Here is a 12,972-nt window from a genome sequence, read left to right as displayed (position 1 = left end):
GACCTCGTTCGTCTTATTCATTATGCTGCCTAGCATGAAAAACGGGGCAAAGAAACACGTGGCGAAAGAACCGGCGGAAAAGAAGTTTGAAGGCGAACGCGTCGCCAAGTTCCTGGCGCGCGCGGGCGTGTGTTCGCGGCGCGATGCGGAAAAGCTGATCCTCGCGGGCCGGGTCGCGGTTGACGGCATTGCGCTCAAAAGCCCGGCGCAAAACATTACGGCGCAAAACAAGGTCACGGTCGATGGCAATGCGGTGGGGGATCCGGAAGTTACGCGCGTCTGGCGCTATCACAAGCCCGCCGGGCTCGTTACCACCTCGCGCGATCCCAAGGGCCGGCCGACGGTGTTCGATAAACTGCCCCATGGGCTGCCGCGCGTCGTCAGCGTCGGGCGGCTCGATCTCACGACCGAAGGGCTTTTGCTGCTCACGAACGATGGCGAGCTGGCGCGCCACCTTGAATTGCCGCAAAACGCGTGGCTGCGCCATTATCGCGTGCGCGTGTTCGGCCGGGTCGATGAAAAGCGGCTCAGGCTGCTGGGCAAGGGCGTTCGCATCGCCGGTATGCGCTACGGGCCGATCCGCGCGGAGCTGGAAGATAAAATTGCCGACGGCGCGAACTCGTGGATTTCCGTTAGTATTACCGAAGGCAAGAACCGCGAGGTTCGCAAGGTGATGGAATATCTCGGCCTCAAGGTCACGCGGTTGATCCGCACATCCTTCGGCCCGTTCCAGCTTGCCAAATTGCCGCGCGGCGAAGTGGAAGAAGTGCCGCGCCGGGTGCTGAAAGAACAGCTCGCGAACTTTTTCAAGGATAAGGGCCGGTAATGCGTATCGTCGGCGGCAGCCTTGCGCGCCGCGTGATAGCAGCCCCGCCGGGGCCGGAAACCCGCCCCACGGCGGACCGCGTGCGTGAAGCGGTTTTTAACGTCATCGCCCATAATGACTGGGCTGATCTTGATGGCGCGCTGGTTTGCGATGCTTTCGCGGGCTCCGGCGCGCTGGCGCTCGAAGCGCTTTCGCGCGGTGCGGCGCATGCCTGGCTGTTTGAAAAATCCGTGCCCGCGCTGAAAACGCTGCAACAAAATACCGCCAAGCTTGGGCTGCAAGAACAATGCACGGTGCAACGGGCCGATGCGCTGCGTCCGCCGCGTGCCGAAAAGCCGTGCAGCCTTTTGTTCCTCGATCCGCCCTACCGGCAAGATCTCGTGCCGCTTTCCTTCGCCGCCCTGCGCGCCGCGGGCTGGGTGGCGCCGGGCGCGCTTGTTGTGGCGGAAGCCGCGGCGAACGAGGCGTTGGCGGTGGACGGGTGTGAAACGCTGCTCGGCCGTCGCTATGGCGATACGGCGGTGCATTTCCTGCGCGCGGTTTAACGGTCAGCGTCGCTCGAACAATTTTTCCAGGTCCGCCAGCTTTAGTTCCACATAAGTGGGCCGCCCGTGGTTGCATTGCCCGCTGTTGGGCACCGCTTCCATTTGGCGCAGCAGCGCATTCATCTCGTCGCCGTTCAACTGCCGCCCGGCGCGGACGGAGCCATAACAGGCCATGGTCGCGCAAATATGCTCGAGCTTCTCGCGCAGGCTGTGTGCCGCGCCATATTCGGCGATTTCCTCGGCAAGGTCGCGCACAAGGCCGCGCACGTCTCCCGCGCCGAGCAGCGCGGGCGCTTCGCGCACCAGCACGGTGCCGGGCCCGAACGCTTCGATCACGAGCCCCAGCTCGGCAAGCTCCTGCGCGCGCGCAACAAGCTGCGCCGCCAGCGCTTCGCCCAGCTCGACGGGTTCGGGGATCAAAAGCGCCTGCCGCGCGACTCCGCCGGTATCCAGCGCGGCCTTCATGCGTTCGTACACAATGCGTTCATGCGCCGCATGCTGATCGACGATCACGAGCCCGTTTTGCGTCTGCGCGATGATATAGGTGGCATGCACCTGCGCGCGCGCCGCGCCCAGCCTGTGCCGCTGCGTGTCTTCATCCCCGCCGGTTTCTTCCACCCGCGCTTGCGGCGCATCGCCCCGCACCAGCGAAAGCGTTTGTGCAAAGCCGTTCCCGCCGCCTGGCGGGGCAAAGCCGTGCTGCTGGCTTTCGGCAAAACCGTGCCCGCCATAGCCAACCGCTTGCGGCGCGCGCATGGCTTCAAACGCGGCGGGCGCGAGCGTATTGGCGGTCGTTTGCGCATAATCGTGCAGCGCGCGACGCAACGCGGAAACCACCATGGCGCGTATCTTTGCGGCATCACGGAAGCGCACTTCGGCCTTGGCCGGGTGAACGTTTACATCAACGTCCCGCGCGGGCAGCGTGACGAACAGCGCGAGCATGGGCGAGCGGCCACGCGGCAATAAATCGCCGTAGCCCGCGCGCACGGCGGAAAGCAGCAATTTATCGCGTACCGGCCGGTTGTTGACGAAAAGATACTGGTCGCGCGGCGTCGGGCGGTTCAGCGTCGGCAGGCCGATCAACCCCTCCAGCCGCAAGCCTTCGCGGTCATACGCAAGCGGCACGGCGTTGGCGGCAAAATCATCCCCCAATACGGCGGCGAAGCGCGCCCGCCGCGCATCGGGCAAAAGGCCGGGTGCTGCTTCATAGCGCACGGGGCGGCGGCCTTCCTCGTTTAACGTAAAAGCCACATCCGGGTGTGCCAGCGCGAGCCGGTCAACCGCTTCGCGCACGGCATCGCCTTCGCCGCGCACGGTCTTCATGAATTTCAGCCGCGCGGGCGTGGCGAAAAACAGATCGCGCACCTCGATGCGCGTGCCCTTCTGGATCGCCGCCGGTTTGACAGCGCCCACGGCGCCGCCCTCGACCGCGATGCCGAAACCTTCGCGCGCGCCCGCGGCGCGGCTGGTGATCGCGAGCCGCGCGACCGCGCCGATGGATGGCAATGCTTCGCCCCGGAAACCAAGCGTGCCGATGTTGAACAAGTCGTCGCCTTGTAGCTTTGACGTCGCGTGCCGTTCGATCGCGAGCGGTAATTCGTTTGCGTTCATGCCGCAACCGTCGTCGCTGATCGCGATCAGGGCCTGCCCGCCGTCGCGCAGCGTGATATCGATGGCGCGCGCCCCGGCATCAAGCGCGTTTTCAACCAATTCCTTCACGGCGGCGGCGGGGCGTTCGATCACTTCGCCGGCGGCGATCTGGTTCACAAGCGTTTCGGGCAGGCGGCGTATCGTCATGCCGCCAGAATGCCCCAGCCATACCGGGAATCCAAGGCCGGGAGCGCTAAAAATGTCCTTTATTTGTAAGTATTTACCGGGCCACGTCGGCGGCGTTATCGAACAGCGCGCCCTTGGTATCGGCGTCCTTGAAGATCGCGCCGCGCATGTCGCAGCCGCGGAAATTGGCATAAGTAAGATCAGCGCCGGTGAAATCAACCTCGCGCAGATCGCTGTCGGAAAGATCGGCATAGCGCAAGGTTGCCTTCTTCATATCGGTCTTCATCGATTTGCCGTCGCTCAGAACAAGCGGCTCCAGCCGTGCGCCGCGCATCGCCGCGCCGTGCAGCCGCGCTTTCTCGAAATTGGTGCCGCGCATGTCGGCTTCCAGCAGGTTGGTTTGGCGCATGTCGGCTTCGCGCATGTCGGCGGCCTGCATTTGTGCGCCGGAAAGATCCTGTCCGTACAACATAACGCCGACCGCGCGCATCATGGTCAGGCATGACCGTTTCAGCGGCGGTGCGCTGCGCAAATCGTATTTGCTCACATCCATGCGGGTGCCGGTCGCGCCGCCGCTGCCGACCCAATCGGTGTGCTGGCGCAGCAATTCTTCGAACGGCAGCGGAAGGTTTTCGACCGTCGGGCCGATCGGCGCGTCGGTCAGCGCTTCGGCCATGTTCGCGCCGGTAAGATCGGCTGCGCCAAGCGTGGCGCCGCAGAGCACGGAATCCTTCAGGTTGGCGTCGCGCATGTCGCACATGCTCAGATCTGCCTTTTCGAGGTTGGCGCCCGAAAGGTTGCAGTTGCGCAGGTTGCCGCGCACGATCGTGCAATGGCGCATCATCGCGTCTTCGAAGTTCGTGTTCATGGCGATCGCGCCGGAAAGCTTCGCGCCGGTCAGGTTGGCGCCGCGCATGTCGGCGCTGCCGCCGTCGGCGTTGTTGACGATGCCGCCGCCGCTCATGGTGCTGACATTGCCTTCGCGGTCGCGCGTAACGATAGACCCTTCGCGCAAATCCACGCCGGTAAGATCGGCACCGATCAGAACCGCGCCGCGCAGGCAGGTGCCGCGCATGTCGGCGCGCACGAGGCTGGCCTTGGTGAAGTTGGCGTCGCGCAGGTCGCACGCGAAGAAGCAGCAATAATCCGCCTTCACTTCCGTGAAATCGACGTGATAGAGCACCGAGCCGGTGAAGTCCGCGTGCGACATATCGTGTCCGCGAAAGGAAAGCAGCGAAAGATCGTGGTTGGCGAGCACGGCGCGCGCGCCGCCGACCTTGGCATTGCGGAACATCGCATGCTTGCGGATGATGGCGTTGAGCCCTTCTTGGTCAATACGCGTGAGCTGGCGCGATTCGGTCATGGCGGATGGCTGCTGTTTTGCGGGCAGACTTGCAATTTTGCACGGTCAAACCTTAACAGGCTATGAATGCGGCATACAGCGAAATCTGGCCGCTAGCTGCGGTTAATCCGGCCACGTAAATAATCAATCAAACCCTGCGTGGATGCATCATGCTGCCCGCCGCCCGGGTGGCCCTTCAGCGCGTCCAGCACCGGCCCGGCCAGTTGCTTGCCAAGCTCCACACCCCATTGGTCGAATGGGTTGATATCCCAGATCATGCCTTCCACGAACACCTTGTGCTCATAGAGCGCCAGCAGCGCGCCAAGTTTTTCGGCATCCAGCCGTTCGAGCATGATCAGGCTGCTCGGGCGGTTGCCGGGGATGGCGCGGTGCGGTGAACCCGCCGTGATGCGCCCGGTCAACAAGGCTTCACCCTGCGCCACGAGGTTCGCGAGCAAGGCCTTGTGGTGCGCGGGCATACCGTGGGCATCTTCGGCAACGCCGATGAAATGCACGGGGATCATCGCCGTGCCCTGATGCAGCAATTGGTAAAAACTGTGCTGGCCTGTGGTGCCGGCGGCGCCGAAGATTACCGGCGCAGTCTGGTAATCAATTTCCTTGCCGTCGCGGCTGACGGATTTGCCGTTGCTCTCCATCTCCAGCTGCTGCAGCCATGCGGGCAAAAGGTTCAGCGCCTGCGCGTAAGGCAAAACTGCCAGCGCCGAGGTATCGTGGAAATTGCGATACCAGACACCGAGCAGCGCGAGGATCACGGGCATGTTCTGCGTCAGCGGTGCGGTGCGGAAATGTTCGTCCATCGCGTGCGCGCCAGCCAGCAGCGCGCGGAATTTTCCGAAACCAAGCGCCAGCGCGATCGAAAGCCCGACAGCCGACCAAAGGCTGTAACGTCCGCCGACCCACTCCCAGAAATCGAACACATTGTCGCTCTCGATCCCGAAAACCCCGGCTGCCTGCCGGTTTGCGGTGACCGCAACCATATGCTGCCGCACCGCCTTGGGGTTGCCGCTGATCTTGCGTTGCAGCCATGCGCGGGCCGATGCGGCGTTGGCGATGGTTTCCTGTGTCGTGAAGGTTTTGGATGTGACGACAAAAAGCGTGGTCGCGGGGTTGCAGTTTGCGAACACCCGCTGCAATTCAAGCGGATCGACATTGGCGACGAAATGCAGGTGCGGGGCCGCGCCCGGTTCCTGCAGCGCGTCGATCACCAGCCGGGGGCCGAGATCGGAACCGCCAATACCAATGTTGACGATATCGGTGATCGGCTCGCCGGTCGCGCCCAGCCATTTGCCGCCGCGCACAGCTTCGCTGAATTCTTCCATGCGTTTCCAGCAGGCACGTATTTCGGGCATGATGTCATGCCCGTCCTGCGTGACCGCGCGGTTGCTGATGTTGCGCAGCGCGATATGCAATGCCGCGCGGCCTTCGGTATTGTTGATCTTTTCGCCTGCGAACATGGCGGCGCGGTGCGTAATCATCCGCTGTTGTTCCGCAAGATCATGGAGTAACAACATGGTGCCGTCTTCGACAAGGTTTTTGGAAAAATCGAGCGTCAGGCCCGCCGCCGCGAGCCGCATGCGGTCATAGCGTCCGGGGTCGCCCGCGAAGGCCTGCTTCAGCTTGAAAGCGGCCATGCGCTGCCGTTCCTGCTGCAACGCCTTCCATGCGGCGGATTGTGTAAGGGCGGAGGCCATCTTTTCCTGTGCTTCCCGGGTTATTCCTTTGCCATCGGCGCGGTCTTGTCGGCCTTTATAGCACCGCTTTCGCCAACCACCACCAGCGTAAGCTTGGCGGGGTCGAGCAGGCGGGCAGCCACCCGCTTGATGTCGTTCAAGGTCACGGCGTTGACCAACCCCGCGCGGCGATCGAGGTAATCGATCCCCAGCTTGTCCTGTTGTACGCCAAGCAGAACGCCGGCGATCGCACTGGTCGATGAAAAAGCCAGCGGCAGCGAACCGGTGATGTAGCTTTGCGCCTTCTTCAGCTCGTCCGCCGTGATACCGCCCTTGTAGGCTTTTTCCCATTCGGCGCGCGTCACCGCCAGCGCTTCGGCCGCCTTGGCGGTATCGGCCTGCGCCTGTCCAAGCAGCACGGCCGCATGATCCATGGGCGCCAGACCGGTGCCGATACCGTATGTCAGCCCGCGCTTTTCACGCACTTCGGTCATCAGGCGCGATTCGAACCCGCCGCCGCCCAGCACATAGTTCAAAATGCTCGCGGCGTACCAATCCGGGTCGTCGCGGGCGATGCCGGGCGCGGCGAACAGAATAATGCTTTGCGCGCCCTTGCGCTCAAGCAGTGTCAGCGTGCCGTCCAGCTTCGGCTCGGTGGCCGGTATCGCCGCCAGCGCCGCATGGTCCGGCAGCTTGCCGAAAATGGCGTCGATCGCCGCGCCAAGTTTTTCGGGCGTAATATCGCCGGTGGCGGCGATCAGCAAATTATCGCGCGCCATGCGCGTGCTCGCAAATGCGCGCAAATCTTCGGGTGTGATCGCGGAGAGCGTCTTTTCACTGCCCTGCGAGCGCATGGCATAGGGGTGGCCGGGGAAAAGCTGCGCGAACAGCGTGCGCCGCGCCTGCCATTCCGGGTCGCCCAGTTGCTGCCTGATACCGGCGATTTGCTGCTTGCGCGTGCGCTCGATCGCGGCTTCGTCGAAACGCGGCTGCGCCAGCGCCATGCGCGCGAGTTCCGATGCACGCGCGAATTTGTCGGTCAACGCCTTGATGCCGCCGCCGATCGTATCGCGCGAAGCGGAAATGCCGAAGCTGATTGCATCGTCCGCCAGCGCTTTTTGGAACGCTTCGCTATCCAGCTTGCCTGCGCCCTGTTCAAGCAGGTTGGCGGCCAGCACGCTAAGGCCTTGCTTGTCTTCCGTATCCTGCTCGACCCCGCCGCGGAACGAAAATTGCAGCGATACAACGGGCACGCTGTGATCTTCCACCAGCCAGGCCTTCAGCCCCGCCGGGCTCGTGACTTCCTTGATATCAAGCGCACGCGCGGGCGCAGGCAAAATGCAAAGCAGCATCAGCGCCAGAAGTGGTATGAAGGCGGCGCGCTTCATCGAATGGCTCCTTGCGCGGGCATTGAAACGCCGCTGGCGGCGGCCGTTTCGTGTTTTGCGTTGGGGTCTGGCAGCAGGAAGCCGGTCGTGAAGCCGGTTTGCGCGAACAGCGCGCGCAAGCTCTTGTTTACCTGCGCGGCCGTTACGGCGCCGATCATGGCGGGCCAGTTTTCAACGTCTTCAACCGTGCGCCCGGTCGTAAGCGCGATCCCGAAGCTGTAGCCCGGCGCGGTCAGGCTGTCGCGCGCGAACATCGCGCTGCGCTGCAGCCGCAATTTCGCATCCGCCACCTCGGCGTCGCTCACGCCGTTGTCGGTCAGCGCCTTGATCTCGGCATTCAACGCCTGCTCGAGCTTTTCCGGCGGCGTTTCGCCCTGCGGCGTGGCCGCGATCGTGAAGGTGCCGTGATCGACCATGCTGCCCTGATAGCGGGCATCCACCCCGGCTGCCAGCTTCAGATTGACGACAAGGTTTTTGTAAAACCTGCCGACCTCGCCGTCGGCAAGGATGTTTTCAAGCACTTCAAGCGCGATCGAATCTTCCTTGCTGTCGTGCCACGAAGGCGCGGTATAAACGCGTTGCACCGTTGGCTGCAAAACCTCGGAGTCACGCAAAATCACGCGCTTTTCGGCGTCTATTTTGGGTTCCGCAAGCCGCGCGCGCGCGGGCACCGCGCGCGCGGGGATCTGGCCGTATGTTTCTTCCGCCAGTCGTCGCACCTTGTCCGCCGTCACATCGCCGCTGATGATCAGCACGGCGTTGCCCGGCGTGTACCAGGTGCGGTAAAAGGTGCGCGCATCCTCGGCATTCAGCTTTTCGATTTCCTTGCGCCAGCCGATTACCGGCGTGCCATAGGGGTGGTGCGTGAAGATCGCTGAAACCATGGCTTCGGAAAACCTGCCATCCGGGTCGTTTTCGGTGCGCTGGCCGCGTTCCGCCAGCACAACTTCAAGCTCGGGCTTCGCTTCCTGTTCGCGCAGCAAAAGGTTGGCCATGCGGTCGGCTTCCATTTGCATCACAAGCTGCAAGCGGTCGGCGGCGACGGCCTGGTAATAGGCGGTGTAATCCCACGATGTGAAGGCGTTGTCCTCGCCGCCTTCGGCGGCGATGCGCTTGCTGAACTCGCCCGGACCGACGGCAAGCGTGCCCTTGAACATCAGATGTTCCAGATAGTGCGCAATACCCGATTTGCCGGCCGGTTCGTCGGCTGCGCCGGCCTTGTACCACAACATCTGGCTGACGATGGGCGCGCGGCGGTTGCTGACGACCACGACCTGCAGCCCGTTCTTAAGCGTGAATGTAGCGGGGGAGAAAACCTTGGCGTGCGCGGCGCCCGGCAGCAGCGCAAGCAACAGCAGCGTCGCGGCGCAGCGAAGGGCGGGTGTCATCACAGGCCCAGAAAGCCCGATTTGCTGCGCTCGATCATCGGCGTCGCGCCTTCAACCGCGTCCTTGCCTTCGTTCTTGTTGTCCTTCAGCCGTTCAAGTTCGGCGGGCGCGTCAACGACGGCGGCGGGCGATTCCTGATCCTTGCGCCACCACAACAGATAATCGATGTAGCGGCGGTTGCTGACAACAAGGTCTTGCGCCTCGCGGTCTATGGTTTTCCTGATATCGGGTTCGACCTTGTCGGCACCCGCTTGTTGCAAAAGCGCCTGCTCGGCGCTGCCCGGCTCGCCCTTGCCGCCGGCGGTGTCGCTGTTGAACACGACCTGCTCGGCGCGGCGCGTCATGTCAATTTCCTGCGGGCGCGGCGTTCCGGGGGAGGGGGGCTTGAGTGTGAAATCGGGCGGGATCGCGAGCGGCGGCCGATCGACCACCGCAAATTCATCCGGCTGTACGCGGCCGAGCCCGAGCGCTTCGCGCGCGCCGCCGCAACCGGTCAGCGCCAGCGGGGCAAGAAGGACGGAAAGAAGAAGCAAACGTGTCATCATTTACCTGCTCATGCCATGAAATTAAGGCAATCTTGTGCTGGCGATAGGCCGGGCAAAGATTGCGGTTAAAGGCGATTCTAGCGATTGTCCGGCCTTCTGGCCAGACCGTCCAGCAAAATCAGGCATACGCCTATCACAACGGCGCTGTCAGCCACGTTGAAGGCCGGCCAGTGCCAGCCAAAAGCATGAAAATCAAGGAAATCGCGCACCGCGCCGAAGCGTACCCGGTCCGCGATGTTTCCAAGCGCGCCGCCGACCGTAAGCCCGAGCCCGAAGGCGAGCAATCGCTGCTCCGCGCGCCACAGCCATGCCAACAGCGCGCATGTGATCAAGCCCGCCACGGCGGTCAGCGCCGCCGGCATCATGTCGTGGTGGTTATACAAAAGCCCGAAGCTGACGCCACGGTTCCAGTTCAGCACGAGGTTGAAGAACGGCGCGATCTCGATCATCGGCCCGGTCTCTGCCAACAGATGTTCTACGTACCATTTGGTTGCGAGGTCGCTTGAAAGAATAACGAACGCCAGCAGAAGCGCATGCGTAAAAAGGCGGGGCCGGGCCGGGCGCGCGCGCATCACGCCGCCTGCTGATCGAGCTTGGCGACGGTGTCGTTGCATCGTGTGCAAAGTGTCGGTGCGCCGGCATGGCTCCCCACTTCCGGCAAAACGCGCCAGCACCGTTCGCACTTGCCGCCCTGCGCCATGCCGATCACGGTCGCGGCGCCCGGCACATCTTCCAGTGTAAAGGCGCCTTCCGGCGGCTTGTCCGTGCTGATGGTCAGGTCTGAAGCGATGCAAAGCGTCGTGAAGTACATGGATTTCAAAATCCCTGCGGTTGCCGCATCGACATAGACGGTCGGGTGCGCCTGCAAGCTGGATCCGATCTTGCGCTCGTTGCGCGCCAGTTCCATCGCGCCCGTCACCACGCGGCGTGCGGCGCGCACGGTTTCCCACTTTTTCGCCAGCGCGTCGTCGCGCCATGCGGCGGGGATCACGGGGAACTGCTGTAAATGCACACTGCCTTCGCTGCCTTCATGGCGCTGCAACCATGCTTCTTCGGCCGTGAAGCAGGCAAGCGGCGCGAGCCACGCGACCAGGCAATCGAAAAGCTGCTCCATCACCGTGCGCCCGGCGCGGCGGTGCAGATGGTCGAAGCTGTCGCAATACAAGCTGTCCTTGCGCACGTCGAAATAGAAGGCGGAAAGATCGGTGGCGCAGAAATTGTGCAGTTCGGTCAGCATGCGCGTGAAATCGAGATCGGTGATCGCCTTGCGGATGGTCGCATCGACCTCCACCAACCGGTGCAGCACCCAGCGCTCAAGCTCCGGCATTTCCGTGTGCGGCACGCGCTCGGCGGCGCTTATTCCGTCCAGCGCGCCCAAAAGATAGCGCAACGTGTTGCGCATGCGGCGGTAAAGCTCGCCCGTCTGCTTCAATATCTCGGGCCCGATGCGCAGATCCTGCGTGTAATCGGAAGACGCGACCCAAAGACGTAAAATATCCGCGCCCATCTGGTCGGTGATGGTTTGCGGGGCGATCACGTTGCCGAGCGATTTTGACATCTTGCGGCCCTGTTCATCGAGCGTGAAGCCGTGCGTCAGCACGCCTTCGTAAGGCGCGCGCCCGCGCGTGCCGCAGGATTCGAGCAGCGATGAATGGAACCAGCCGCGATGCTGGTCCGATCCTTCCAGATACAGCGTCGCGGGCCAGTCGAGATCGGGCCAAACGCCGGCGCCGTTCATGCGATCAAGTACGAAAGTGTGGGTCGATCCGGATTCGAACCACACATCGACGATATCGAACACCTGTTCGTAATCCGCCGCCTTGTATTTATCGCCAAGGAATTCCTGCGCGTCATGGCTGTACCATGCGTCCGCGCCATCCTTGGCGAAGGCCTGCGCAATGCGTTCGAGCACGTCTTTATCCTGCAACACCTCGCCGCTTTGCTTGCTGGTGAACAGCGCGATCGGCACGCCCCATGCGCGCTGGCGGCTGATGCACCAGTCCGGGCGGCTTTCGATCATGCCGCGGATCCGGTTTTCGCCCACGCCGGGGACCCAGCGGGTTTCCCCGATCGCGCGCATCGCCGTTTCGCGCAAGGTTTCCTTTTGGCCCTTCGGCGCCTTGTCCATCGCGATAAACCATTGCGGCGTGGTGCGGAAGATCAGCGGCGCTTTCGAACGCCACGAATGCGGGTAGGCGTGCGTAATGTTGGCCTTGCCCATAAGGCACCCGGCTTCCGCCAGCGCCTTGATCACGCCGCCGTTGGCGTCGCCTACCTTGCCGTCCTGCTTATAGACCAGCTTGCCCGCGAACAGCCCGACCCAGGGGCGGTAGCTGCCATCGTCCGCCAGCATGTCCGGCACCTCGATATTGTTGGCGCGGCCGAGGTTGAAATCGTCCTCGCCATGGCCGGGCGCGATATGCACGAAGCCGGTGCCCTGTTCGGTGGTAACGAAATCGCCCGCCAGCAACGGCACATCGAAATCGTAATAACCGCCGGCCTGCGGGTTGCCGCGGAAAGGGTGTGCGCATACGGTGCCTGCAAGGTCCGAGGCTTGCAGCGCGGCAAGCGTTTCCGCTTCCTCGATACCGGCGGCCGCGCAGAATTTGGCGCGCAATTCCTTTGCCGCCACAAGCACGTCGCCCGCTTTTGCGCCCGCACCTTCGGCCACATGTTTCACGTGAAACATCTCGTATTCGAAATCACCGAAGGCAATGGCGCGGTTGCCGGGTATGGTCCATGGCGTGGTGGTCCAGATAACGATGCTCGCATCTTTCAGTTTGGCGTTCGCGGCCTTCGCGACCGGAAACTTCACGAAGATCGTGGTCGATTTGTGATCGTGGTATTCCACTTCGGCTTCCGCCAGCGCGGTCTTTTCGACCACCGACCAAAGCACCGGCCGCGCGCCCTTATAGAGCAAGCCGTTCAGAAGGAATTTGTGGATCTCGCGCACGATCTGCGCTTCGGCGGCGCGCGTCATGGTGCTGTAGGGATTTTCCCAATCGCCGAGCACGCCGAGCCGCTGGAATTCCTCGCTCTGCACATTCATCCAGTGTTGAGCGAAGTTGCGGCATTCGGCGCGGAACTGCAGCACCGGCACCTGGTCCTTGTCTTTGCCCTTGGCGCGGTATTGTTCCTCGATCTTCCATTCAATCGGCAGGCCGTGGCAATCCCACCCGGGAACGTAGGCGGTATCCTTGCCCGTCATTTGCGCGGTGCGATTGACGATGTCCTTCAGGATTTTGTTGAGTGCGTGGCCGATATGGATGTTGCCGTTGGCGTAGGGCGGCCCGTCGTGCAGCAAAAATTTCTCGCCGCCCTGCGTCTTGGCTTGCGTGCGGATTTTCTGGTACAGGCCCATTTGCCGCCAGCGGCCGAGCAGTTCAGGCTCCTTCTGTGCCAGCGCTCCGCGCATGGGGAAGCCGGTCTTGGGAAGGAAGACGGTGTCTTTGTAATCGCGGTTGGTCATGG

The 12,972-nt window shown here is 62.9% G+C and carries 10 protein-coding genes; 2 read left to right on the top strand and 8 right to left on the bottom strand.

Translation table 11 applies throughout. The annotated features are described in order from the left end of the window. Nucleotides 1-34 precede the first annotated feature (34 nt). Together GC131_04725 and rsmD are read left to right on the top strand one after the other, a co-directional pair. Nucleotides 35-826: a pseudouridine synthase gene (locus GC131_04725; protein MBI1273370.1), complete on the top strand. Its 792-nt coding sequence runs from the start codon at nt 35-37 to the stop codon at nt 824-826. Continuing rightward, nucleotides 826-1,371 (top strand): 16S rRNA (guanine(966)-N(2))-methyltransferase RsmD, encoded by a 546-nt coding sequence (gene rsmD / locus GC131_04720; protein MBI1273369.1) that lies wholly within the window; start codon nt 826-828, stop codon nt 1,369-1,371. Before GC131_04725 ends, rsmD begins: the two co-directional genes overlap by 1 nt. 3 nt (nt 1,372-1,374) lie before the next feature. Here the strand turns inward: rsmD and mutL are convergent, their stop codons facing one another. The 8 genes from mutL to GC131_04680 form a co-directional block, all read right to left on the bottom strand. Beyond that, nucleotides 1,375-3,168, bottom strand: coding sequence for a DNA mismatch repair endonuclease MutL (gene mutL, locus GC131_04715; protein MBI1273368.1), 1,794 nt, complete (start codon nt 3,166-3,168; stop codon nt 1,375-1,377). Between the two features lie 73 nt (nt 3,169-3,241). Continuing rightward, nucleotides 3,242-4,510 carry a pentapeptide repeat-containing protein gene (locus GC131_04710; GenBank protein ID MBI1273367.1) on the bottom strand — a complete coding sequence of 423 codons (1,269 nt, stop codon included), beginning with the start codon at nt 4,508-4,510 and terminating at the stop codon, nt 3,242-3,244. Between the two features lie 92 nt (nt 4,511-4,602). Further along, entirely contained in the window at nt 4,603-6,201 is a 1,599-nt protein-coding gene (locus tag GC131_04705) for a glucose-6-phosphate isomerase (protein MBI1273366.1), read from the bottom strand. Nucleotides 6,202-6,221: 20 nt separating this feature from the next. Continuing rightward, on the bottom strand, nt 6,222-7,568 hold the full coding sequence (locus GC131_04700; GenBank protein ID MBI1273365.1) for an insulinase family protein: 1,347 nt from the start codon (nt 7,566-7,568) through the stop codon (nt 6,222-6,224). Next, a complete protein-coding gene (locus GC131_04695; GenBank protein MBI1273364.1) occupies nt 7,565-8,956 on the bottom strand; it encodes an insulinase family protein in 1,392 nt (463 codons plus the stop codon). The genes GC131_04700 and GC131_04695 overlap by 4 nt, the downstream gene beginning before the upstream one ends. Further along, complete coding sequence (locus GC131_04690; protein ID MBI1273363.1) at nt 8,956-9,501, bottom strand: DUF3035 domain-containing protein; 546 nt, start codon at nt 9,499-9,501, stop codon at nt 8,956-8,958. The genes GC131_04695 and GC131_04690 overlap by 1 nt, the downstream gene beginning before the upstream one ends. Before the next feature lie 77 nt (nt 9,502-9,578). After that, on the bottom strand, nt 9,579-10,115 hold the full coding sequence (gene lspA / locus GC131_04685; protein MBI1273362.1) for a signal peptidase II: 537 nt from the start codon (nt 10,113-10,115) through the stop codon (nt 9,579-9,581). Beyond that, entirely contained in the window at nt 10,073-12,970 is a 2,898-nt protein-coding gene (locus GC131_04680; GenBank protein ID MBI1273361.1) for an isoleucine--tRNA ligase, read from the bottom strand. The genes lspA and GC131_04680 overlap by 43 nt, the downstream gene beginning before the upstream one ends. Between the last annotated feature and the right edge of the window lie 2 nt (nt 12,971-12,972).

The sequence above is a fragment of the Alphaproteobacteria bacterium genome, assembly GCA_016124955.1.
In the GTDB taxonomy this organism is placed as follows: Bacteria; Pseudomonadota; Alphaproteobacteria; order UBA9219; family RFNS01; genus RI-461.
Note: the sequence above shows the minus strand (reverse complement) of the source record. Positions and strands in the feature narration are given on the sequence as shown.